The sequence below is a fragment of the Micromonospora luteifusca genome, assembly GCF_016907275.1.
Taxonomy (GTDB): domain Bacteria; phylum Actinomycetota; class Actinomycetes; order Mycobacteriales; family Micromonosporaceae; genus Micromonospora; species Micromonospora luteifusca.
Map to the genome: position 1 here is coordinate 24,521 of NZ_JAFBBP010000001.1, position 23,063 is coordinate 47,583.

The 23,063-nt window shown below is 72.4% G+C and carries 25 protein-coding genes; 17 read left to right on the forward strand and 8 right to left on the reverse strand.

Annotation, left to right across the window (positions count from 1 at the left end; genetic code table 11):
- Positions 1–15 precede the first annotated feature (15 nt).
- The gene (locus JOD64_RS00110) at positions 16–1,179 is read left to right on the forward strand and encodes an FAD-dependent oxidoreductase (RefSeq protein WP_204940267.1); all 1,164 of its coding nucleotides are present in this window, start codon (positions 16–18) and stop codon (positions 1,177–1,179) included.
- On the opposite strand, the gene JOD64_RS00115 is transcribed toward JOD64_RS00110, so the two are convergent.
- Positions 1,149–1,604, reverse strand: a complete 456-nt coding sequence (locus JOD64_RS00115) for an NUDIX domain-containing protein (protein WP_204940268.1) — start codon at positions 1,602–1,604, stop codon at positions 1,149–1,151. The genes JOD64_RS00110 and JOD64_RS00115 overlap by 31 nt on opposite strands.
- Before the next feature lie 4 nt (positions 1,605–1,608).
- Complete coding sequence (locus tag JOD64_RS00120; RefSeq protein WP_204940269.1) at positions 1,609–2,595, reverse strand: adenosine deaminase family protein; 987 nt, start codon at positions 2,593–2,595, stop codon at positions 1,609–1,611.
- 236 nt (positions 2,596–2,831) lie between these two features.
- Between JOD64_RS00120 and JOD64_RS00125 the strand changes: the two genes are divergently transcribed.
- The 16 genes from JOD64_RS00125 (at position 2,832) to JOD64_RS00200 (ending at position 17,354) form a co-directional block, all read left to right on the forward strand.
- Positions 2,832–3,608, forward strand: a complete 777-nt coding sequence (locus JOD64_RS00125; protein ID WP_204940270.1) for an LppM family (lipo)protein — start codon at positions 2,832–2,834, stop codon at positions 3,606–3,608.
- 146 nt (positions 3,609–3,754) lie between these two features.
- The gene (locus JOD64_RS00130) at positions 3,755–4,090 is read left to right on the forward strand and encodes a hypothetical protein (RefSeq protein WP_204940271.1); all 336 of its coding nucleotides are present in this window, start codon (positions 3,755–3,757) and stop codon (positions 4,088–4,090) included.
- 12 nt (positions 4,091–4,102) lie between these two features.
- Positions 4,103–4,711 carry a glycine zipper family protein gene (locus tag JOD64_RS00135; protein WP_204940272.1) on the forward strand — a complete coding sequence of 203 codons (609 nt, stop codon included), beginning with the start codon at positions 4,103–4,105 and terminating at the stop codon, positions 4,709–4,711.
- Positions 4,708–5,406 carry a carboxypeptidase-like regulatory domain-containing protein gene (locus JOD64_RS00140; RefSeq protein WP_204940273.1) on the forward strand — a complete coding sequence of 233 codons (699 nt, stop codon included), beginning with the start codon at positions 4,708–4,710 and terminating at the stop codon, positions 5,404–5,406. Before JOD64_RS00135 ends, JOD64_RS00140 begins: the two co-directional genes overlap by 4 nt.
- A 23-nt stretch (positions 5,407–5,429) precedes the next feature.
- The gene (locus tag JOD64_RS00145) at positions 5,430–6,674 is read left to right on the forward strand and encodes a phage tail sheath family protein (protein WP_204940274.1); all 1,245 of its coding nucleotides are present in this window, start codon (positions 5,430–5,432) and stop codon (positions 6,672–6,674) included.
- Between the two features lies 1 nt (position 6,675).
- The gene (locus tag JOD64_RS00150) at positions 6,676–7,158 is read left to right on the forward strand and encodes a phage tail protein (protein ID WP_030327509.1); all 483 of its coding nucleotides are present in this window, start codon (positions 6,676–6,678) and stop codon (positions 7,156–7,158) included.
- Positions 7,133–8,638: a hypothetical protein gene (locus JOD64_RS00155; protein ID WP_204940275.1), complete on the forward strand. Its 1,506-nt coding sequence runs from the start codon at positions 7,133–7,135 to the stop codon at positions 8,636–8,638. The genes JOD64_RS00150 and JOD64_RS00155 overlap by 26 nt, the downstream gene beginning before the upstream one ends.
- Entirely contained in the window at positions 8,638–9,540 is a 903-nt protein-coding gene (locus tag JOD64_RS00160; protein WP_204940276.1) for a CIS tube protein, read from the forward strand. The genes JOD64_RS00155 and JOD64_RS00160 overlap by 1 nt, the downstream gene beginning before the upstream one ends.
- Complete coding sequence (locus JOD64_RS00165) at positions 9,537–11,129, forward strand: contractile injection system protein, VgrG/Pvc8 family (protein ID WP_204940277.1); 1,593 nt, start codon at positions 9,537–9,539, stop codon at positions 11,127–11,129. The genes JOD64_RS00160 and JOD64_RS00165 overlap by 4 nt, the downstream gene beginning before the upstream one ends.
- Positions 11,129–11,467 (forward strand): hypothetical protein, encoded by a 339-nt coding sequence (locus JOD64_RS00170; protein ID WP_204940278.1) that lies wholly within the window; start codon positions 11,129–11,131, stop codon positions 11,465–11,467. The genes JOD64_RS00165 and JOD64_RS00170 overlap by 1 nt, the downstream gene beginning before the upstream one ends.
- On the forward strand, positions 11,464–11,898 hold the full coding sequence (locus tag JOD64_RS00175; RefSeq protein WP_204940279.1) for a GPW/gp25 family protein: 435 nt from the start codon (positions 11,464–11,466) through the stop codon (positions 11,896–11,898). Before JOD64_RS00170 ends, JOD64_RS00175 begins: the two co-directional genes overlap by 4 nt.
- Complete coding sequence (locus JOD64_RS00180) at positions 11,895–14,627, forward strand: putative baseplate assembly protein (protein ID WP_204940280.1); 2,733 nt, start codon at positions 11,895–11,897, stop codon at positions 14,625–14,627. The genes JOD64_RS00175 and JOD64_RS00180 overlap by 4 nt, the downstream gene beginning before the upstream one ends.
- Positions 14,608–15,123 carry a phage tail protein gene (locus JOD64_RS00185; RefSeq protein WP_204940281.1) on the forward strand — a complete coding sequence of 172 codons (516 nt, stop codon included), beginning with the start codon at positions 14,608–14,610 and terminating at the stop codon, positions 15,121–15,123. The genes JOD64_RS00180 and JOD64_RS00185 overlap by 20 nt, the downstream gene beginning before the upstream one ends.
- The gene (locus JOD64_RS00190) at positions 15,120–16,049 is read left to right on the forward strand and encodes a carbohydrate-binding protein (protein WP_204940282.1); all 930 of its coding nucleotides are present in this window, start codon (positions 15,120–15,122) and stop codon (positions 16,047–16,049) included. The genes JOD64_RS00185 and JOD64_RS00190 overlap by 4 nt, the downstream gene beginning before the upstream one ends.
- Entirely contained in the window at positions 16,046–16,507 is a 462-nt protein-coding gene (locus tag JOD64_RS00195; protein WP_204940283.1) for a hypothetical protein, read from the forward strand. Before JOD64_RS00190 ends, JOD64_RS00195 begins: the two co-directional genes overlap by 4 nt.
- Before the next feature lie 70 nt (positions 16,508–16,577).
- On the forward strand, positions 16,578–17,354 hold the full coding sequence (locus JOD64_RS00200; protein WP_204940284.1) for a hypothetical protein: 777 nt from the start codon (positions 16,578–16,580) through the stop codon (positions 17,352–17,354).
- Positions 17,355–17,474: 120 nt separating this feature from the next.
- On the opposite strand, the gene JOD64_RS33350 is transcribed toward JOD64_RS00200, so the two are convergent.
- The 6 genes from JOD64_RS33350 to JOD64_RS00230 all read right to left on the reverse strand — a co-directional run bounded on the left by JOD64_RS33350 (position 17,475) and on the right by JOD64_RS00230 (position 23,052).
- The gene (locus JOD64_RS33350) at positions 17,475–17,849 is read right to left on the reverse strand and encodes a cupin domain-containing protein (protein ID WP_204940285.1); all 375 of its coding nucleotides are present in this window, start codon (positions 17,847–17,849) and stop codon (positions 17,475–17,477) included.
- Positions 17,850–18,120: 271 nt separating this feature from the next.
- On the reverse strand, positions 18,121–18,984 hold the full coding sequence (locus tag JOD64_RS00210) for a DUF6807 domain-containing protein (RefSeq protein ID WP_204940286.1): 864 nt from the start codon (positions 18,982–18,984) through the stop codon (positions 18,121–18,123).
- The gene (locus JOD64_RS00215) at positions 18,981–19,760 is read right to left on the reverse strand and encodes a hypothetical protein (protein WP_204940287.1); all 780 of its coding nucleotides are present in this window, start codon (positions 19,758–19,760) and stop codon (positions 18,981–18,983) included. Before JOD64_RS00215 ends, JOD64_RS00210 begins: the two co-directional genes overlap by 4 nt.
- Complete coding sequence (locus JOD64_RS00220) at positions 19,744–20,643, reverse strand: carbohydrate ABC transporter permease (RefSeq protein WP_239559765.1); 900 nt, start codon at positions 20,641–20,643, stop codon at positions 19,744–19,746. The genes JOD64_RS00215 and JOD64_RS00220 overlap by 17 nt, the downstream gene beginning before the upstream one ends.
- On the reverse strand, positions 20,643–21,626 hold the full coding sequence (locus JOD64_RS00225; RefSeq protein WP_204940288.1) for a carbohydrate ABC transporter permease: 984 nt from the start codon (positions 21,624–21,626) through the stop codon (positions 20,643–20,645). The genes JOD64_RS00220 and JOD64_RS00225 overlap by 1 nt, the downstream gene beginning before the upstream one ends.
- Before the next feature lie 76 nt (positions 21,627–21,702).
- The gene (locus JOD64_RS00230; RefSeq protein WP_204940289.1) at positions 21,703–23,052 is read right to left on the reverse strand and encodes an ABC transporter substrate-binding protein; all 1,350 of its coding nucleotides are present in this window, start codon (positions 23,050–23,052) and stop codon (positions 21,703–21,705) included.
- Positions 23,053–23,063 lie beyond the last annotated feature (11 nt).

The window sequence follows — 23,063 nt, forward strand, 5'->3', positions numbered from 1 at the left end:
AGAAAGGTGATCGACATGGACGACTCACACGCGGTGGTGGTCGGCGCCGGCATCGGCGGGTTGAGCGCGGCGCTCGCCCTGCACCGGCGCGGCTGGCGGGTCACCGTGCTGGAACGTGCCGCCCAGGCGCGCGAGGTCGGCGCCGGCCTGACCCTGATGGCCAACGCACTGCGCGGGCTGGACGCCCTCGGCCTCGGCCCGGCCGTGCGACGGGGTGGGCACGCCGAGGCGCCCGGCGGGATCCGCGACCGGCACGGGCGGTGGCTGTCCCAGGTGGACGGGGCGGAGATGACCCGACAGTTGGGCACCACGGCGCTTGGCGTCCACCGGACCACGCTGCACCGCATCCTGCGCGAGGCGCTGCCCGCCTCGGTGCTGCGGACCAGCGCCGACGTGGAGCACGTGGAGTCCGACCCGGACCACGCCGAGGTGCGCTATCGAGGGACGGACGGCCCGCACACCCTCACCGCCGACCTGGTGGTCGGCGCCGACGGCCTGCGCAGCCGGGTCCGCGCCCAGCTCTGGCCGCGACACCCCGGCCCGGCGTACGCCGGGTCGACGACATGGCGGGCGGCCATCGCGTTTCCCGAACCGGTTCCGACCGCGATCAGCTGGGGTCCGGGAGCCGAGTTCGGCATGGTGCCGATCGGCGATGGCCAGCTCTACTGGTTCGGCGCACTCAACGCCCCGCCCGGTGGCCACGCCCCCGACGAGTTGGCCGCCCTGCGGGAGCGCTTCGGGGACTGGCACGCCCCCATCCCGGCGCTACTCGCGGCGACCCCACCCGGAGTTGTCCTGCGCAACGACATCCACCACCTGGCCGTGCCGCTGCCGTCGTACGTGCGGGGACGGGTGGCGCTGCTCGGTGACGCCGCCCACGCGATGACACCCAACCTCGGGCAGGGTGCCGGGCAGGCGATCGAGGACGCGGTGGTGCTCGGCGCGGTCTGTGTCGGCGGTGCCGAGGGGGTGCCGGCCGCCCTGGCGGCGTACGACGAGCAGCGTCGCCCGCGCAGCCAGGCCATCGCCCGGGCCTCCGTCACGGCCGGCCGGTACGGCCAGCAACTGCGCAACCCGCTCGCCGTCGCGGTGCGGGACACGGCGTTGCGGCTCACTCCGGCCCGGGCTGCCCTGCGCGGTATGGCCCGCTACGCGGACTGGAGGCCTCCGGCGGGCTGAGTCGGCTCCGCGGGTCGGCCGGCGTCGTACTCGGGTGAGGCGAGAAACCGGGTCAGCACCTCGACAGTGCCCGGGGTCCAGGGGCGACCGTTGAGCACCTCGTCGCCGGGCACGAAGACCATCGCCGCACCCTCACCGAGCACCACGTCCTCCTGCCGGGCCCGAGTGGAGCCGAGGAAGTAGTGCTTCACCCGTCCCAGCTCGGGATGCGGCTGCACGGCGATCGGGTGCAGCGGCCCGTCGGCGCGCAGGCCGGTCTCCTCCCACAGCTCCCGCTCGGCAGCCTCCTCCGGCGTCTCCCCCGCCTCGGCGTGGCCGCCGGGCAGCCCCCACACGCTCGGGTGGTACGGGGCATTGTCGTCGCGCAGTTGCAGCAGCAGCCGCCCGTCGGGATCCACCAGCAGCACGCACGAGACCACGATCATCGGCTCAGCCTAGGGCGGGTGCGCCGCCCTGGTAGGCCCTCTCCCCCAACTCCACCAGTCGGGCGTGGTCGGCTGCGCTCCCGAGCATGCCGCGCAGGCCGGCGGCATAGGCGGTCGCGCCGTCCACTCCGAGCCGGGCGGCGACCGCGTACTCGTCGGCCAGGGTGATGTCGAAGATGGCCGGGTCGTCGGTCGACACCGAGCAGGCAACCCCGCCATCGGTCAGCACCGTCAACGGATGGGGGCGGTCCGCCCGGGCCACCCGGAGGCGCAGGTTGGAGGTGGGCGTCACGTCCAACACGATGCCCCGCTCGGCCAACTCGGCGACCAGCTCGGGATCGTCCACGGCCCGCACACCGTGCCGGATCCGGACCGCGCCCATCGCCAGCACCTCGCGGACCGCCTCCGGCCCGGCCGCCTCACCGGCGTGCGGCACGAACGGCAGGCCGCCGTCGCGGGCCACGTCCACCATCCGGGTGTACGGAATGGTCGGGTGCCGCCCCTCGGCACCGGACAGCCCGAAACCGACCACGCCCCGCCCGGCGAACCGGGTAGCGATGCGGGCTGCGGCCTCGGTGTAGCCGATGTCGTGACCTCGACAGACCTGCGGGGTCAACCCGATCGAGACGCCGTACGACTCGCGGGCCTCGGCCGCCGCGTCGACCAGAGCGGCGAGCACGTTCCCCCAGCCGGCCAACCCGAGCCGCTCCTCCGCGTCCACGATCGGTTCCAGGTGGACCGCGCCGTCGCGGGCGGCGTCCTCGGCGTAGGCCAGCAACGCCCGCCGGTAGTCCTGCGGGGTACGCAGCACCGCCGTCATCGCGTTCCAGGTGGCGATGAAGTCGTACAGGTGGTCGAACGTGCCGGGCGTCTCGGCCGGCACCGGGAGGCGATGGCCGTGGGCCAGCGCGGCCAGCAGCGCCGGGCGGATGGTCCCCTCCAGATGGACATGCAGTTCGATCTTCGGGGTGTGGCGCCGCGCCGGCGTCATCGCGGTCCTCCGGGGTGGCCGAACGGGGGCCTCAGCCTGCCCCACCCCGACCCGCGCCGACCTCCCCCGCGGGAGGGATCATCACCGTGAAAACGTGCTCGGCCCAAAACTCCAGAGTAGTCAATTGCACCGCCGAGAACCCCGGTCAAATATGACAGTGCGTCGGTACAATCGGCGACTGCGTTGTGACCGATCGCTGACTGCCCATGGTGAAAGCGATCACACACACTCATCCCATGAACAGGAGAGTCAACCGCGGTAAGGCACTCCGCGTCGCGGTGTGTCTCCTTCTTCTCGCCGCACTGAGCAGCTGCATGCAACTCAACATGGGGCTCACCGTCAACGCCGACGACACGGTCGACGGGCAATTGCTGCTGACGGCCCAGAAGTCCCTGCTGAGCTCCCGGAACAAGAACATTCCGGCGGCGTTCGCGGAGCTGCGGCAGAACATTCCCGCCCTTCCGCAGGGCGAGGAGACCGGTTACGAGGATGACAAACTCTTCGGCTCCCAGATCAGTTATCACAAGGCGCCGCTGGCAGGTTTCGACACGGAGAGCGTGAAACTGGTCCGGGACGGTGATCTGTACCGGTTCACATTGCCGCTCGACCCGTCGAAATACGGCGGTAAGGTTGCGCAGCAGAATCCGCAACAGCAGCAGGCATTCCTCAAGCTGATGTCGTTCGAGATCTCGGTGACGTTTCCCGGCAGGGTGATCGACAGCAATGGCACCGTCAACGGCCGGTCGGTCAGCTGGCAGGTGGACTCCAACCAGGACAAGCCGACCGAGCTGCGTGCGGTCGCCGAGGCGCCACCCCGACCGTCCCCCTCGCCGGCCGCCGCCAGCGACGAAGGCGGGTTCGGCTGGCCGCTGGTCGTCGGCGGCGTACTCCTCCTGCTGCTGCTCGGCGCGGTGGGCGTACTCCTGTTGTTGCGCCGTCGGCACCCCGCGGCGCCGGCGGCGCCCGGCCCGACCCCGCCCGGCCCACCCGCCGGCGCCCCGGGGCCCGGCTGATCCACCTGGTGGCCGGCTCAGCCGGCCACGCCCGGCCCCGGCCGCCCCCGAGACGACGGCGACCGGCCACGGTGCCCCCAGCCGGGAGCGCCGAACCTCACCACCACCACCTTCCGGTCGCACCATCGTAGAAAAGGGGGATCGCCATGGACGATCTCTTCACCTGGGCCGCCCTGGGCAGCCTCGCCGGCGCGAGCGCCGCCACCCTGTTGGCCACCAACGTCATCGGCGGGCTGATCGGCCCCAGTGGCGACAAGCTCCGCAAGTGGATCGCCATCGTCATCGCGCTCCTGCTGTCCTACCTGACGGCGGCGTTCGCCGACGAGGCCGGCGGCGAAAAGTGGATCATCGCGTTCTTCAACGCGCTGGTCATCTTCTCGGCCGCGCTCGGCGTCAACCAGTTCCCGCCCGGCAACCGGCAGGCGACGCCGACCCAGGTCGCGAGCGGTCGCGAGCCCAAAATCTTCCGCTCCTGGGTTTGAGGCGGTGACGTCATGATCTTCGGAATTCTCAGCGCGGCGGCCCAGGTCATCCTCGGCGCCCTGTTCGGCTTCCTCGCCGGCGGCCCGATCGGCCTGCTGATCGGCGCCGTCGTGGGCCTGCTGATCGGCGCGGTCTTCGGCTGGGCGGTGACATCCGCCGGGGTGTACGCACCGGACGCCCGCGGCATCTTCCTCTTCGTCGTCGACCACACCTGGAGCCTGCTCAACACGGTCGTCGGCGCCATCTACCTGACCGTGCACCTGATCTTCGGGCACTCGCTGGACCGGCCCACCTCGTCCGGCAGCGGCCGGGTCAGCGTGCTGGAGGGAGTCTCGCCCCGCTACGCCACCACCATCGGCACCGTCTGCGCCGGCTCCAGCTCCGGCATCCAACGGCACGAGGACGTGCACATCTTCCAGGGTCGCCTGCTCGGCCCGCTCTACATCCCGCTGGTGCTGGCGAACTACGTCCTGTTCACCATCGCCCCGGTGTGGCTGCTCTACCACGACCACACCAACGCGCCGATCAACCGGTTCACCCGGTACTTCGAGATCGGTGTCTACCCGCACGTGTGGAACGAGGCCATCGCGTACCGGATTCAGGGGACCCCGCCGCGATGAGCACCGGCGGGCGCGGACCGATCGAGACGGCGACCGCCGAGCTGGCCGCCTGGCTGACCAGCGCGGCGGGGGAACCCGTCCCGATCGGCCCGCCCCGCGCGTGCGATGACACCACCGGGCTCACCCTCTGGCCACTGGAGCTGCGTCCGGCTCGGCAGACCCGCTCCAGCGGCGCGGTCCGCGAACCCTACCGGTTCACGGTCCGCTACCTGCTGTGCGTGAGCGGGCCGGGTGGGATGCCCCGGTTGGACCGGGTGCTCACCGCCGCGACGAGCGACGGCAGCTACCCGGTCGCCCTGGAGGCCGGCGAGGCCGCACTGTGGACGGCGTTCGGCGCCACACCCCGCCCGGCGCTGCTGATCGACGTACCCGCACAGGTGGACCACCCCACCCCGGCCGCACCGCCGGTGCTGCAACCGCTGCGGCTGCGACAACTCGAGGTACGCGCCCTCACCGGCCGGGTGGTCGGTCCCGAGGACCAGCCACTGGCGGCGATGCGGGTCGAACTGTCCAGCACCGGATCCGCCACCCGCACCGACCCCGAGGGCCGGTTCCTGATCGCCGGCGTTCCGCACGACCCGGAGCAACCGAGCCCGGTCCGGCTCCGGCTGACCGGCCGTGGGCTCGTCCTCACCGCCGACGTCGACCCCGCCGAACCCGACATCGTCATCGTCTGCGCGCCACCGACCCACTGACGCCCACCCGCACAGGAGGACCGATGCCCAGCTACTTCTCCCCCGGCATCTATGTCGAGGAGGTCCCCAGCGGCGCCCGACCGATCGGCCCGGCGAGCACCAGCATCGCCGCCTTCGTCGGCGTCGCCCCGGACCGCTCCGCCCAACTGGGCAAAGCGGTGCCGGTCAACAACTGGACGGAGTTCCTGCGGCTCTTCGCCGGCGGGGAACGGGTGGAGAGCACCCCGTTGGCCCGGGCGGTCTTCGGTTTCCTGGACAACGGGGGCGCCCGCTGCTGGGTGGTCAACGTCGGCGAGGGCGGCGCGATCACCGGCACCGGGCAGCGGCGCGGCGGCCTGCAACTGCTGGAGGCCGTGGACGAGATCTCCATCATCGCCGCGCCCGGCTTCCACGACGTGGTGTCCCACGAGGCGCTGCTCAGCATGGCCGAGCGCACCCGCACCATGGTCGCGATCTGCGACCCGGCACCGGACATCGACGACATCGCCGCACTGACCCGGGTCGCCACGCCGTCCTCCGGCAAACCCCCCAAGCCCGCCGAGGGTACGGGCGCTTCCGGAGGTACGGCCGGGCCTGGCGGCTCCGGCGGGCACGAGGGGGCGGCCTACCGGCCCCGACAGTCCGAGTTCGGCGCCTTCTACTACCCCTGGCTGCGGGTACGCGACCCGATCAGCGGCGAGTTGGAACTCACCCCGCCGAGCGGACACCTGGCCGGCATCTGGGCCCGCACCGACGCCCTGCGCGGGGTGCACAAGGCGCCAGCCAACGAACCCGTTCGTGGCGCCGTCGACCTGGGTTACCTGGTCACCCGACCGGAACACGACGTGCTCAACCCCAAGGGCGTCAACGTGATCCGCTACTTCGCCGGCGAGGGCATCCGGGTCTGGGGCGCCCGTACGCTCGCCGCCGAGGCCAGCGAGTGGCGCTACCTCAACGTACGGCGACTCAGCATCGCCATCGAACAGGCCATCGCCAACGGCACCCGGTGGATGGTCTTCGAGCCCAACGACTTCACCCTCTGGCGCTCGATCCGGCGCGACATCGGGGCGTTCCTCACCCGGGTATGGCGCGACGGTGCCCTGCTCGGGCGCAGTCCCGAGGAGGCGTTCTTCGTCAAGTGCGACGAGGAGACCAACCCGGCGGACGTCCGCGACGCGGGCATGGTGATCGCCCACATCGGGATCGCCGTCGTCAAGCCCGCCGAATTCGTGGTGTTCAAGCTGAGCCAGTGGGCCGGCGGCACCGAGACCGAGACGATCGGAGGCTGACATGCCCACCACAGCCACCCCGCAGCCCGGCGCCCCGGTCGACCCGTACCGGGCGTACAACTTCCGGCTGCTCATCAACGGCGTCACCAACGGCCACTTCACCGAGATGACCGGGCTGGAGGTGAACATCCCCGGGCAGCCGTACCGGGAGCACGGCCTCGGTCGGATGCGCATGGTGCCCGGCCAGGCCGAGTACGAGCCGGTGACGCTGCACTTCGGCCTCACCGCCTCGCGCGAGCTGTGGGACTGGGTGAACGCCACCGCGCAGGGCACCCTCAACCGTCGCAACGTCTCCGTGGTGCTGCTCGACTCGGTCGGGACCGCCGAGGTGCTGCGGTGGAACCTGATCGACGCCTGGCCCACCCGGTGGCGGGGCGCGCACCTCAACACGCTCAGCCACGAGATCGCCATCGCCTCGTTGACCCTGCGCTACGAGGGCCTGGAGCTGGAGACCGGCGGTGCCACCGCGCCGACACCCGCGTAGCTGGCTGGCCGGCCGGTTGCGCTCGGCGGCCGGTGCGGTGCACCGCCTCGCCGGGCGGGTCGAGGTCGCCGGGCTCCTCCCGGCGAGCCCGCCGTCGGCCCCGCCCACGGCAGCACCGCGCCGCTTCGGCGAACCTCCGCAGCACTGGCTGGACCTGGTCAGCGCACACGCGCCCGGCCTGCTGCACAACCTGGACCTCCCCGTGTCCCCGGTCAGCGCCGACGACGCGACCGCCCACGATGACCGGCCCGGCGAGACGGGTTCGATCGGTCGGCTCGCAGGTGGTGTCGCGGCCCCCGCCCCGGGTACCGCGTCCGACAGCACCACCGGCGCGAGCGGCACTGCCGGCGCGAGCGGCACTGCCGGCGCGAGCGGCACTGCCGGCGCGAGCGGCACTGCCGCGGCTGGCCGGCGCGGTGGCCCGGGTACGAGCCGGTTCGCCGGCACGGACGGGTCGCGCTCGCCGGGCGGGACCAAGCGTTCGGGTCGCAGGTCGGCGACAGGTGACGGACCAGCCGGCGAAGGCACCGACGACGCAGGCTCACCCGGCGGAGTCGGGCCCGACACATCGGCAGGGCCGTCCGGGTCGGGCACCTCGGCGCGACCGGCGGGATCGGATGCGTGGGGCGATACCGCAGCGGTCGGCGGGACCGGGGTGCCACGGGCCGGCGAACCCGCTCAACCAGTCCGCCCGCTGATCCGCCCCGCGATCTGGGGTCCACCCGCCAGCCACCTGCCGCCCCGGACCGACGACGTCGAATCCACCCGACCCACGGCACGCGCTCCCCGCTCAACCCTTGATCCACTCTGGTCCGGCCCGCCCTCGACCAGCGGTGACGCCGTCGCCGACCGACTTTCGAGTGGTCACGACCGGCTTCGCGACGACCCGGACGGATCGGGGGACGACCAGACCCGGAGCCGGGCTGGCCACCCCGGGTTCGCGGGCGGCCACCCCGGGTTCGCGGGCGGCCACCCGGGGTTCGCGGGCGGGCGAGGGGTACCAGGCGGGACACGGCCTTCCGGGCCAGGCGACGCGGCGACGCGGCGGACACCGGCGGACCCGGACCTGGACGGGGTCGACCGGCCGTGGACCGGTTCGACCGGCGCGACGGTGGCAGCCGACGGTGGGGGTTCGACCATCGAGCGGCGTCGCGACCTGGACCACGCCGCGGGCGACTGGCCCTGGCTGGCCCTCCCCGACGAGCCGGCACGACCTCGGCAACGGCCCCGGCGAGCAGCCGGGCGGCGGGTCGACGAGACGGGAACGTTCGGCGGCGCGGCGTGGGCCGCCGGATGGGGGCGCGGCGCGACCGGCGGCGGGCGGTCGACGAACACCGGCCCGCCGTCGTCCACGGTCGAGCTGAGGGTCACCGACCCGTGGCCGGCGCTGCCCGACGACGCGACGCTCTGGACCGTGCCGGCTGACGCGTTGAACGATGCCCAGCTCAGCCGGTTGGATCACGAACAGGCGGGCGACTGATGGAACGCGTCGCCTTCCTCATCGACTCCTCCGGCGAGCGGGTGGACTGCCTGCTCAACCCGGAGACCGTGCAGGTGACCCGGCTCGCCGGCGTACGCCATCGGGGTGTCGCCGGCGGGCAGCTCACCGGATCCGGGCTGGCCGACGATCCGCTGGTCTTCACCGGCGGCGGCCGGACCGAACTGGTGCTCGACCTGCTCTTCGACGTCGACTTCGTGGAGGCGCAGGTCCGCCCGGCCGACGTACGGGTGCTGACCCGTCCCCTCTGGATGCTGGCGGAGAACTCAACCGCCGAGCATGGCTGGCTGCGACCGCCGCTGGTCCGGTTGGTCTGGGGCAAGACCTGGAACGTGCCCGGCGTGATCATCGCGGTGGCGGAACGGTTCGACGCGTTCACCGGCACCGGGTCACCTCGACGCTCCTGGCTGCGGCTGAAGCTGGTCCGGGCCGCCGAGTCCGCCGACCAGGCCGAGGCCGGCTTCGCCGAGGAGTTGGCCGCGGCGAGCACCCCGACCGCCGCACCGGGCAGCGCGGTCATCGCTGCCGGCGACGGCGCGGCAGAGCCGGGTCGGTCCGGGGTGCGCTTCGACCTGCTGGCCAACGACGCCCTCGGCTCTCCGCTGCGCTGGCGCCTCCTGGCCGAACACAACCGGATCACCGATCCGCTGGCGGTGCCCGCCGGCACCACCCTCGCCGTCCCGCCAGCCGCCGGCATCCGGGCCGGCGGCACGCCGGGGAGCGGATCGACGTTTGCCGGTGCGGTTGCGGGGATGGCGCGGACGATGGCCGGCGCGGTGAGCGCAGGAGCATCGTTCGTGGGCGCCTCGATCGCCGGCAGCACCGGGCCAGGCAACCCCGGGCCAAGCAGCACCGGGCCAGGCAGCACCGGGGGTACGCCGTGACCAGCGTGGCGCCCCGGGCGTTGATCGTCCTGCTCGACGGTGCCGAGCTGACCGGTGCGGCCCGTCAGCGGATTCGCTCACTGCGGGTGGCGGCTCGGCTCGACCAGCCCACGCAGGCGGAGCTGGTGCTCGCCACCACTGCCGGCCCGGGCGCGCTCGACCCGGCGGTACGCCCCGGCACGACACTCGACGTACGGCTCGCCGACCATGCCGACGTCCTGTTCAGCGGTGAGGTCACCGCGGTGGAGGTCGAATACGCCGCGGACGGAGCGGCGGTGCTGCGGCTGCGGGCGTACGACCCGCTGCATCGGCTGCGTAAGCGGCAGGGGTTGCGGGTCTTCACCTCGGTGACCGCCGTCGAGCTGGCCCGGGAGCTGTGCGGCGAGGTGGGGCTGGACGTGACCGCCGAGGTCGACGGGCCACGGCTGGAACGGCTGCTGCAACACCGGCACAGCGATCTGGAGCTGCTCCGCGAGGTGGCCGGCCGGGCCGGGCTGCACCTGGCCACCGACGGCGACGGGCTCCGGCTGATCACTCTGGCCGGCTACGGCGAGCCGATCGCGTTGACCCTCGGCGCGGGCGTGCACACCCTGCGGCTGTCCACCAACGCCGACCAGTCCAGCGGTGCCAGCGCGGCGCTGGGCTGGCACCCGCAGCGGGCCGAGGTGATCAGCCAGCAGGCCGACGAGGCGCGCTGTGGCCGACCCGCCCGCGATCGCCCGGACCCGGCCGACGTGGGTGCCGACGGGGTACGCACCGTCGTCGACCAGCCCGGCCGCAGCGACGACGAGTTGGCGGCGCTGGCCCAGGCGCGACTGGACACCCGCGCGGCGGCGCTGGTCACCGCCGAGGGGGTGGCCGAGGGTGACCCGGCACTGCGGCCCGGCCGACGGGTCGACCTGAGCGGTGTGCCCGACCCGGTCGCCGGGGCGTACGTGTTGACCGAGGTGGTGCACACCGTGGACGGCAACGGCCACCTGACGCGGTTCTCCACCGTGCCGCCGGCCACCCCGTCGGCGCCGACCGCCGGCGCGGTGGTCACCCTCGGGACCGTCACCGACGTCGCCGACCCGGACGGGTTGGGCCGGGTCCGTCTGACCCTGCCGGCGTACGGGGACCTGGACGCCGGCTGGCTCGCGGTGCTCTGCCCCGGTGCCGGGCGCGGCAAGGGTCTGGTGGCGCTCCCCGATCCGGACGACACCGTGCTGGTGGTGCTGCCCGGTGGCGAGCCGGCCTCGGGCATCGTGCTCGGTTCGCTGTTCGGCGCTGTCGAGCCGTACGACGCGGGCATCGACGACGGGAAGGCGCGTCGCTGGACGCTGCGCACCGCCGGCGGGCAGTCGATCGTCGTCGACGACGTGCGGCGCAGTCTGCGGCTCGGCACCGAGGGTGGCAGCTTTCTGGAACTGACCCCCGATCTGGCCACTCTGCACGCGGCGTCCGACCTGGTGATCTCCGCACCCGGCCGGGCCATGGTGGTGCGCGCCCGCAGCGTGGACTTCCTGCACGCCGACTCGACCGAGGACTCGACGACCGCGGCGCGGCAGGCCCGTTCGCTCGCCCGCGCCCACCACGAAGGAGGCGGCTGATGCGCTGGATCCACCGTGACTCCGTGATCACCTGCGATCACGACGGCCGGGTCGAGAACCGACCCTCGCGGCAGTGGGTGACCGTCACCGGCGTGCCCGTGCTGGTGGACGACGACCCGGAGGGCCGCACGATCGTCGCCTGCCCGAACTACGGCCCGACCATCAAGCCGTGCACGACGACCCTGACCGTCCGAGTCGGCTACAGCGACTGGGTCCGCGTCGACGGACACCGGGTGGTGCTGTCGCACCTGGAGGGGTTCACGAACGGCACGCCGCCGGGGCTGGTCAAGCACACGGTGCGTGACCCGCGCCAGCAGTTCCTGGGGTCGGACCGATGAGGGCCTTCCGCTTCGTCGGTGCCGGCTTCGACGCCGGTCGTACCGGTGGCCTGGCGCTCACCGCGGCCGGCGGCCTGGCGATGACCGAGGGCGACGAGAGCGTACGACAGGCGCTGTTCCTGCTCCTGTCGACCACACCGGGCGAGCGGCTGATGCGACCCGGGTACGGGTCCCGGTTGCACCGGCTCGTCTTCGCGCCCAACGACGACACCACCGCTGGCCTGGCCATCCACTACGTCCGGCAGGCCATCACCCGCTGGGAGCCACGGGTTGAGGTGATCGACGTCGACGCCGGTCCGGACCCGGACGACGCGTGGCAGCTGGTGATCCGGTTGGACTACCGGGTGCGGGCCAGCCTGACGCCCGGGCAACTGGTCTTCTCCGTCGACCTGCTCCCGGCCGACGAGCCCGCGCAGGGAGGCGCGTCATGACACTGCCCGTGCCGCACCTGGACGACCGCGGCTTCCTCGACCTGGTCACCGAGGCCCGGGAACGGATCCGGCAGTCCTGCCCGGGCTGGACCGACCTGTCGGCGCACGACCCCGGCATGGCGCTGGTGGAGGCGTTCGCGCACCTGACCGAGGTGATGATCTACCGGCTGAACCAGTTGCCGGAGAAGGCGTACGTCTCGTTCCTGAACCTCCTCGGGATCTCCCGGCACGCGCCCACCGCGGCCTGGGCGGACGTCCGGTTCACCCGCAGCGGCACCGACAGCGCCGCGGTGCGGATCCCGGCCGGTCTGCGGGTCGCGGCGGCCCGTGGCGCGGATCCCCGGCCGGTCATGTTCGTCACCACCGAACCGGCCCTGCTGCCCGCCGGTGAGGCGTCGGTGACGGTCCGGATGCACCACTGTGAACCGGTCGAGGCGGAGCTGCTCGGCGTGGGCACCGGCCAGCCCGGGCAGGTGCTGCGGGCCGCCCACGCCCCGCTGGCGCACACCGCCGAACCGTTGGATCTGCTGCTCGGGGTGGAGGTGCCGGCCGGCACGGTCGAGTTGGGTGCGGCGGCCCGCGAGCACGACGGCCGCACGTTCGAGATCTGGCCGCCGGTGGACAGCTTCGCGGGGATCGGGCCGCAGGCCAAGGCGTACCTGATCGATCGCTGTTCGGGCACCGTCACCTTCGCCCCGGCCCTCGACCTGCGACCGCCCGCCGGGACGACCCCGGCCACGTCCGGCGACCCCGAAGCAGCCGCGACAGGCGGCCCGACGGTGGCGGCGGTGCCGCCGGCCGGGCGACAGGTCCGGCTCTGGTACCGGGCCGGCGGCGGACCCACCGGCAACGTGGCGGCGGGCACGCTCACCAGCCTGCGCGACCCACTACCCGGGGTACGCGTCGACAACCCCGCGCCGGCAGCCGGCGGCCGGGAGATGGAGGCGCTGGAGTCGGTGTTGCTGCGCGGTCCGTACGAGTTCTTCGCTCAGCAGCGGGCGGTCACCGCGCGTGACTTCGAGGTCCTCGCCACCAGTTCCGGCGCGGTGGCGCGGGCGCGGGCGTTCACCCGCGCCGCGGTGTACAGCTTCGCCCGGCCCGGTGAGGTCGAGGTGGTGCTGGTGCCGTACGTGCCACCGGCGGCCCGCCCCGGTGGCCGGCTGCCGGTGGCGGTGCTGCGTGAGCACGAGGTGCCCGAGGCGCGGCGCCGGGTGGAGGCGGACCTGGAGGAACGGCGGATGGTCGGCATCCGGTCCCGGGCGACCTGGGCCCGGTTCAAGGCGGTGTCGGTACGCGCCCGGGTGGTGGTCCGCCGGGAGGAGGACGTGGACGCGGTCCGGCGCCGGATCCACGACCGGCTGCACCAGACGTTGAGCCCGCTGCCGACCGCGCTCAACCCGACCGGCTGGCCGTTCGGCGAGCCCCTGCGGGCATCCAACGTGTACCGGCTGCTGGAGCACGCCGAGCCGGGTGTGCGCTACGTCGAGTCGGTCCGGTTCGTCGTCGACGAGGCGCCCGACGCCGGGGTACGCGCGCTCGCCGTCGACCAGTACCAGCCGCGCACCTGGTACGCCGGGCGCGGCCCGGTGCTGTTTCGCTCCAGCAACGGCGGTGCGGGTTGGGAGCCGGCCGGCCGGTTCGACGACGAGACCGTGCTGCGGGTGGCGCCCGCCCCCGCACCGGTACGGCCCGGCATCGTCGCGCGTCCCGGCTCGGTGGCGGTGGTGACGCTGCGCGCCTCCGGCGGTTCCCGGGTGCACCTGAGCACCGACCTGGGCGAGACGTGGTCACTGCTCACCGACCTGGATTCGCGGATCTCCGACGTGGCCTGGCTGGACCGCGACGGAGCGGGCGCGCTGCTGGTGGCCACCGACACCGGCCTGTACGAGGTGTCGCTGCTGCCCGGGGCGGTGCCGCTGCAGATTCTGGTCGACCCGTCCGACGCCGACCGGGGGTTCTACGCGGTGCGCGCGTTCGTCTCGGAGCGGGGCGCGCCGGGCGTGGCGGTGGCTGCGCAGGCCAGCTTCGGGGTGTACCTGTCGACCGCTGGCGGCCGGCCCGGCAGCTTCACGCACGTCGGTCTCTCCAACGTGGACAACCGAGTCCTCGCGGTGCAGTACGACGGCCCGGCGACCCTGCTGTGGAGTGGCGCGGGTGAGCCGGACCCGAGGAAGCCCGGCCAGGGTTGTCACCGCACCCGGCTGTTCGAATCCGACGTGAAGTGGCAGTCGGTGCAGGCCGGCTGGATCGGCGGCACCTGCCGGGATCTCGCGTTCGCCGGGCCGCAGGCGGTGGCGGCCACGCAGAGCGGCGGGGTGTTGCGGCTGGACACCCTGGCCGCCCAGCCACAGTGGCAGTCGGTGTCGGTCAACTGCGGTCTGCCGCTGCGGGACCGGACCCGCTTCGTGCCGGTCGACGCCATCGCCGTGAGCGGCGGCTCCGGCTCGGCCGGTCCCGCGACCGGCGGCTCCGGCGGCTCCGGCGGTGCTGGCGGTGCTGGCGGTGCTGGCGGAACCATCGGGGCTGGCGGGGCCGGCGGAGCCGCCGCGGAGCGGTTGATCCTGGCCGGCGGTGAGCGCGGCGTGCACCGCAGCGCCGACGCCGTCGACTGGACACCCAGCGCCAACCAGGCCACCGCCGACGTGGTGACCGTCCCGGATACCTGGCTGCTCTGCTCCGGCGAGCACGACATCGAGGTGGTGCGCCAGGATGCGACGTTCGGCGATTGAACGGCTGCTGCCCGCCGCCTATCAGCGGGCCTGCGTGCCTGGCAGCGTGCTCTGGGCGCTGCTCGACGTGATGGAAGGGCTGCACGCCCCGGACGAGGCGATCCTCGCCGAGGTGGACGCCCTGTTCGACCCGTACCGGGCGCCGGACGGGCTGGTCGTGCGGTTGACCCGCTGGGTGGCGATGGACCACGTGGTGGCCTCGCACCGACCGGACGCCCCGCTGCCGCTGCCGGTGGGCCGGCTGCGCGACCTGGTGGCCAACGCCGCGCTGTTGGCCCGGTGGCGTGGCACCCCGTACGGAATGCGCAGAGCCCTGGAGTTGGCCACCGGGCTGCCGGGCTTCGCGATCGACGAGCCCGCCGAGCAGCCCTTCCACGTCGTGGTGCGGGTGCCGGCCGCCGCCGCCGGCCAGCTCGCCGTGATCACCCGCATCGTCGAGGCGGAGAAACCCGCCTCGACCACCGTCGAGATCGTCCTGGAAGAGGAGTCGTCATGACCACCGAGTGGGCGGTCGTCGCCGCCGCCGAGCAGTTCACCCTCGACCCGCGCAACAGCGGCGAGCTGACCTTCACCGTCTCCAACCCGGGAAACGCACCGGACACGGTGGTGTTCGACGTGGCACCCGGCGACGGCTCCCAGCGGGCGTGGTTCACCGTCGCCGAACCACAGCGGGTGGTACCCGGCCAGGGCTCAGTGTCGTTCCTGGTCAAGCTGGCCGTGCCGGCGGGCACCCCGCCTCGGCGCTACGACATGACCGGGTTCGCGTACTCGGCGAACACGGCCCCGGAGGAGAGCTCCCGTTCCAGCGGCCGGGTCACGTACGAGGTGCGGGCGGTCGCGCCACCACGGCGTACCCCGTGGTTGTGGATCGCCGCCGCGGCGGCGTTGGTGCTGGTGGTGGTGACCGTGGGGGTGGTGCTGCTGACCCGCGACGGCGAGCCGGCCCCCGGCGAGCCCCGCGTGGTCACCGTCGAGGCGGAGAGCCTGGTGGAGGGCGCAGCCGTCGAGTCGCCGCGCAAGAGCGGCGCGGTCGTGGTGGCGCAGCCCAACTGCTGCGGGGTGACCTGGTCCGGCGACAAGCAGCTGTTCTTCCAGGGGTTGGCCATCGGTGACCAGGTCACCGTGACGGTGCAGATCCCAGCCGACGGCACGTGGCGTTTCGCCGCCGTGCGCACGACCTCGTTCGACTACGCCAACACGGTCTTCACCATCGACGGCGCCCAGGTCGGCGGCGCGTTCCTCGGTTTCAGTCAGACCGTGAAGAAGACCGAGTTCCTGGACGTGGGCACGGTCCGGCTGACCAAGGGCCCGCACCGGGTCACCCTGGCGGTGGTGGGCAAGACGCAGGGCACCAACCGCTACTTCGCGGGCGTGGACGAGATCCGGTTGACCGAGATCGTGGCGCAGGCCGTGGCGCGATGAGTGGCCGGCAGAAGGCGCTGCTCGGGCTGCTCGCCGTGCTGCTGGTGGCGCTGTTCGTGGTCGCCGTCGGCGCGGGCCGGGACGACCCGGGTGATCCGGGCGCCCGGCATGGGTTCGTCGACCGGCTGGGTGCGCTCGGGGGCGAGCGTTCCACGGTGGACCCGTCGACGGTCAGCGCCGACTGCGCGGATGGGACCGGCCGGTTGGTGTTCTCCGGCAGCTGCGTGGTGCGGGTCGCCGACCCGGGCGGGCTGCGCACCCTGGTACTGCGCAGCGCGGCGCGGTTCACGGTCGTCGCGTCGGCGCCCGGCGACGCCGAGCTCACCATCCGCGACGAGGTCGAGCCGGCGTCCGACGGCTCCGGCGCGGTGGCGAAGGTCGCCGTCGACCAGGCCACCGAGGTGGGCCTGACCTGCCCCGGCCTGGGTAGCTGCACAGTCCTCGTGGCCACGTCCTGACCTGATCGTCGTGGTCACGTCCCGAGCTGATCGTCGTGGTCACGTCCTGACCTGAGAGGAAGGTGCCGCCGTGGGTGACCTGCGTAAGCCGTTCCTGCTGCTGGCCATGCTCGCGATCGTCCTGGCGATCGGGGTGGAGCTGGGTGCCGAGCTGCTGCTGGGCGGCGCCGACGCCGGCGCGGCGCTCGCCGACAGCGCCGGCGCGCTGGACGTGGAGCTCGACGACGCGTCCGGGGTCAGCGAGCCGTCCGGTCGAGGCACCGGCTACCTGGCGTTGATCGACGCAGTGGCGGTGTGGAGCACCGGGCTCTTCTGCCTGGGCCTGCTGCTGCCCGAACGCGTCCAGGGCCGTGTGCAGGGCGTGGCCAGCCTGATCTTCTCGATCATCCTGATCATCGTCGGGCTGGTCGCGCTGATCGTCGCGTTCGTGGAACTCATGATCATGGTGTCGCTGTTCCTGGCCGTCCCGTTCGGCACGCTGGCGTACCTGGCGCTGTGGGGGTTCTTCCCGGTCGGCGAGGCGGCGGTGCTGCTCGGGCTGGTGCTCCTGCTCAAGCTGGTGTGGGCCGGGCTGCTGGTGCTGGCCCAGCCGCGCTTCCTACAGAACAAGGGCCTCGTCCTGTTGATCGTCACCACCCTGCTCTGCACGGTCGTGCTGGAGTTCCTGCACAACCTGGTGCCGGTGATCCTGGTCAGCATCGTCGACGACGTGGCGGCGCTGATCTTCGCGGTGATCGCGATCATCTGGGGGCTGGTGCTGCTGATCGGCTCGATCCCAGCGATAGCCAAGGCCATCCGGGTCACCGCAGCCCTGCCCGCCCGGGCCGGAGCGCACCCTTCCCGCTGAACCCCGGTGATCATGAGGTTATTGCCATCCCGGCCGGCGTGTCGTGGCAACAACCTCATGATCGACCCGGCCCTGGCCGGCCGGGGGCGGGCGGGCGGGCGGGCGGGCGGGCGGGCGGGGTCAGTCCACCTTGGTTAGGAGGGGTTTGCCTTTTTCCACCACGTAGGTGGCCAACTCGACCGCGATGCCGTCGCCGACGTTGCGGGCCTGGTGGTGGACGCCGTAGGGCACCGTCAGCGCATCACCGACATTGCACACCACCGGTGGCTGACCCTCGAGCGTGTATTCCAGAGTTCCCTGCAGAACGCAGATGATCTCTTCGCCGGGATGGAAGTGCTTGAACGGCGGTGAGTCCGGCGTGAATTCCACGCGACTCTGGATGACCTCACGTCCGGGAATGCTGAGATCGTGTTTCTGCAGATCGACACGCCACACTCCCGGCGCTCCCTCGACCGCCGCCGGACTGATGCCCTTGGGCCGATCCTGTCCGCTCACCACGGCCTCCTATGAGCCGTCGCGCAGACGGCGCCCGTTCCCGTTGACATCCGCTCGAGGATAAGGGGCCGCAGACCCCTCCGGGGCAGGGATGACTGACAAGCAGACCCACGACGCGACGCGCATCGTGGGCTGCCGAGCCCGGTCACTGACGAGCGGATTCCCACCACGCCAGATTGGCGGTCGCCTGCGCCGCCGGTTCGATGAGCTCCCACCTACCCGGCAGACCCGGAGAGCGCCACCAACTTCACAAAGTAGTACCCCTGTCCGGTCACCGGACGGAGGCGCTGACCGCCAGGGCGGCGGCAGCGGCGGCGTCCAGTGCGCCGTCGGCGACGACCACCGCGTGCCGGCCCCGCCGCTTCGCGCCGGCCGCGATGGTGACCGGCCGCTCGAACGCGAACGCCACCCCCACACCCGGATACATCGCGGTCCGCGTGAACCACCGGTCGCCGTCGCCGAGACCGCTGAAGACCAGGGTGTACGCCCGCCCGTCCGGCCCGGTGCCGGCGAGGGCGACCCACGCCTCGGCGGAGCCGTTGACCGCCTTCTCCCCCGTCGCCGACGCGCTGAACACCGACGCGGGCTCGGTCGAGACCGCCCGCCAGAAGAACCCGCCGTAGCCAGCACCGTCGGGACGGCCGTTGGTGGCCGGGCTGCCCAGCCGTACGTCCTGCCCGTCCGGGGCCCGCAGCGTGTAGTCCACGTCCAGCCGCCAGGCCGACACGTCCCCGGTCAACGGCGTGGCGGTGAGCCGACGGTCTTCGGTGAGCAGCACCGCCGCGTGCGGGTCGCGCCACTCGAGCCGGTGGGCGAGATGGTCGGCGGACCGCTCCGACCAGCCGGTGTGCGCGATCCGCCCGTGGTCGTCGCGCCAGGTGTAACCGACGTCGCGGACGTAGGTGCGCCCGCCCCAGAGGTTGCTGCCGTTGACGTCCTGCACGGCCAGGGACGCGCCGAGGTGCCACACGTGGTCGGCGGGCAGCGCGTCGGTGACCACCGTGCCGCCCAGGGTGCGGACCGGATGCAGGTACGGCCGCGGTCCGTGCCGCGCGTCCAACGCCGGGTCGACCACGTACCGGGCCACCTCCGTTCCGTCGACCACCAACCGCGCCGACTCCTGCGCGGCGTTCACGGCAACTCGGCGTGGGCGGGGAGCGACCCGCGGCCGGCGATGTGAGCGGGGACCGACCTTCGGCCGGCTGCGTGGGCGGGGACCGGCCCGCGGCCGGCTGCGTGGGCGGGGACCGGCCCGCGGCCGGCTGCGGGAGTGGGGACCGGCCCGCGGCCGGCGACGTGAGCGGGGACCGACCTGCGGCCGGCGACGGCGTGCAGGGCGGCCACGGTGTAGCCGGCGAGGATCGGCACCGCGACCGGGGTGACCAGGACGGCGAGCAGCCCGGCCAGCGCGGCGACCCCGGTGAGCGCCGCCCAGCGGGCGGGCGCGTCGAGGCAGGCGCGGGCGGCGGACCGGGCTGCCGCCCGCCACCGCCCGCCCCCGTTGCCGCCCACCTCGACGACGACCAGCCCGGCGTACCCGATCAGGCCGGCCGTGATCAGTGCGGTCACCAGCAGCGCTGGCGGGCCGCCCGGCACCCGGCCGGTGGCGAGCGCCGCCAGGTCGGCGGCGAGCAGCCCGACCACGGCGAGCGCGAGCAGGCTGACCGGTACGCCGGGCAGCACCGAACGGACGAACCGGCGCAGGGTGGCCCGCGCCGATGGCCAACTGCCGGTACGCGTCCAGTCGTGCACCGCCGCGCTGGCCGTCCCGGCCGCCGCCGCCGCGGTGAGCAGGGGCGCTGCCGCCAGCGTCAGCAGGATGCCGAGCAGTGCCAGGTCGGCGGCGTCGCGGGCGACGTCGCGCCAGTCCCGCCGCCCGGCGGTGTCCGTCGGCTCAGCCCTTGATGCCACTGGTGTTGATCCCCTCGACGAGCATCCGCTGGAACGCGACGAAGAACAGGAAGACCGGCAGCAGCGACAGCACCGACATGGCGAACATCGGCCCGACCGCGCTCTGGCTGGTCGAGTCGATGAACAGGGTCAACGCGACCGGGACGGTGTAGTCCTCCAGTTGGGACAGGAAGACCAGCTGCCGGAAGAAGTCGTTCCAGGTCCAGATGAACGAGAAGATCGCGGTGGTGACCAGCGCGGGGCGGCTGAGCGGCAGAATGATGTGCCGGAAGATTCCGTACGGGCCGGCGCCGTCGATCCGGGCCGCCTCGTCCAGCTCGCGTGGGACGCCCCGCATGAACTGCACCATCAGGAAGACGAAGAACGCCTCGGTGGCCAGGAACTGCGGGATGAGCAGCGGCAGGTACGGCCATTCGCCGCCGACCAGGCTCAGCGTCCGGAACAGGATGTACTGCGGCACGATCAGCACGTGTTGGGGTAGCAGCAGGGTGCCGATCATGACGGCGAACCACATCCCGCGCAGCCGGAACCGCAGCCGGGCGAAGGCGTACGCGGCCAGCAGGCAGGAGAGGCCGTTGCCGACCACGGTGAGCAGGCTGACCATGGCGCTGTTGAGGAAGAACCGGCCGAAGCTGACGTCGAAGTTGGACCACCCGGCGGTGTAGTTGCCCGGGGTGAACCGCTCGGGCAGCAGCCCCACGTTGTTGACGATCTCCTCCTGGGACTTCACCGAGGTGCCGATCATCCAGATCAGTGGGTAGAGCACCACGGCGACGATCGCCACCAGGATCAGCAGTCGCAGCACCGGTCGGCCGCCGGGCCGGCGGGGTGTGGTCGGCGCTGGTGTGGTCGGCGCGTCGGCCGTCGGGGTCACCGTCACCATCACCGGTCCTCCCCGTCGGAGTAGTGCACCCAGAACCGTCCGGTGCTGAAGAAGATCGCGGTGATCACCGCGATGGCGAGCAGGAACACCCAGGCCATCGCCGAGGCGTAGCCCATCTCGAGGTCGGTGAAGCCGGTGATGTAGAGGTTCAGCGTGTACATCAGGGTGGAGTCGACCGGGCCGCCGAGGCCGTTGCTGAGCACGAACGCGGCGGTGAAGCCCTGGAACCCGTTGATCGTCTCCAGCACCAGGTTGAAGAAGATGACCGGGGAGAGCATCGGCAGGGTGACGTTGCGGAACTGGCGGAACCGGCCGGCCCCGTCGACCGACGCGGCCTCGTACAGCTCGGTGGGCACCTGCTTGAGCCCGGCCAGGAAGATCACCATCGGTGCGCCGAACTGCCAGATGGCCAGCACCATCAACGTCTCCAGGGCCCAGTCCGGGTCGTTGACCCACGGTTTGCCCTGGATGCCGACGAGGCTCAGCAGCGAGTTGAATGCGCCGTCGCGGTTGAACATGTTGACCCAGACGATGGCCAGCGCGACGCTGCCACCGAGCAGCGACGGCAGGTAGAACAGCCCGCGGAAGAGCCCGACCCCGCGCCAGGCGCGGTTGAGCAGCAGCGCCACGCCGAGCGCCGCGGCCAACTTCAGGGGTACGGCGATCAGCGCGAAGGTCAGGGTCACCCGCACCGAGTGCCAGTACGACGGGTCGGCGGTGAACATCCGTTCGTAGTTGGCCAGCCCCACCCATTCCACCTCGGAGAAGGGGGTGAGGATGTCGTAGTTGGTGAAGCTCAGGTAGAGCGACAGCAGCATGGGGATCGCCGTGATACCCATCAGGCCGATGAGCCACGGCGACAGGAAGACGTACCCCGCCAGGCCTTCGCTGTCCCGGAAGCGTCCGGGCCCACGCCGCTCTGCGTGGACCCGGACGGATCCGGGATCAGGTCGGGTCGGGTCGGGTGCCGTGGTCAACGCCACGAACAGCTCCTCTCCTCGCGCAGGGTCTGCGTCGAAGTCCCCGGCCAGGGACTTCGACACAGACCATGGGGGGCGGTCAGGCGATGGCGGCCTTGCACGCCTCGATGAACTGGGCGGCGGCCTGGGCGGGGGTGGCGCGGCCGTACTGTGCGTTCTCGGCGGCCTTGGTCAGCTCGGAACGCACCTTGCTGTGCCCCTTGATCGGCACCTGTGGCGACGGGCCGAACTTCTGGGTCAGCTCCGCCTCCACGGCGAGGGACTGCTTCATGGCCGGGTCGGTGGTGTCGTCGCTGACCACGCGACGCAGGTCCTGATTGGATGGCAGGCCCCGGTCGGTGCCGAGCAGTTTGACCGCCTCCAGGTCGTTGTTCAGGAAGTTGATCACGTCGACGGCGACGTCCTTGTTCTTGCTGCCCTTGAACACCGACCAGTACATCGAGGCCCGGGCCCACTGTGCGCTGGGGTCACCGGGGTAGGCGATCACGCCCAGCTCGTCCTTGGTGTTCTTCTTCAGATCGGGCATCTGGTTGGCCCAGACCCAACTGGTGCCGGCCTTGCCGGTGACCACCAGCTGCTTGGTGATGTCGGTGGCGTTGCCCTCGTGGATGACGTCGGCGGTCGGGGTGGCCTTGCGGTCCCGGGCGCCCTTCCACAGCTCGAACCACTTGGTCACGTCCTCGGCGGTGAAGCCCAGCTCGGAGCCCTTGTAGAGGTCCTTGCCCTGCTGGCGCAGCCAGACCCAGAGCGCCTTGTAGTCGGCGCTCGGGTCCTGGGTGCCGGGTACGCCGGTCTTCTTCGACACCTCCTCGGCCCAGGCGATGTGCTGCTCCCAGGTCATTCCGGTGGTGGGCTCGGGCAGGTTGTTCTTGGTCAACAGCGTCTTGTTGTAGACCAGGCCCTGGGTGTTCTCCCCGGCGGCCAGGCCGACGAGCTTGCCGTCGACCACGCCGTACTGCCAGAGGCTCTCGGGAAACTTGGAGGTGTCCAGCTTCCCGGACTTCTGGTACGAGGTCAGGTCGAGCGTGGTGTTGCGGGCCGCGTACTCGGCCAGGAAGTTGTCGTCGATCTGGAACAGGTCCGGCGGGTTGCCGCCGGCGGTGAGCGTGGCCAGCTTGTCGAAGTAGCCCTGGTTGGCCTGCCAGGTCTTCTCGAAGGTCACGTTCGGGTGCTTGCTGGTGTAGAGGGCCAGCGCGTCCTCGGTCAGCTTGGCCCGGGCGTCGCCACCCCACCAGAAGATGGAGAGCTTGACTGGGGCGTTCGGGTCGGCGGCGCCGCCGTCGTCGTCTCCGCAGGCGGCGGCCCCGAACATCAGCGGCGCGGCGACCGTCACGGCGAGCAGGCCACGCAGCAGGCGCCGCCGAGGCAGCGGGGTACGGTGATTGCGCCCGACAGGCGCGTTGGTGGTGGGGGGCGTTGCGGGGTGCATGTGCGCTCACT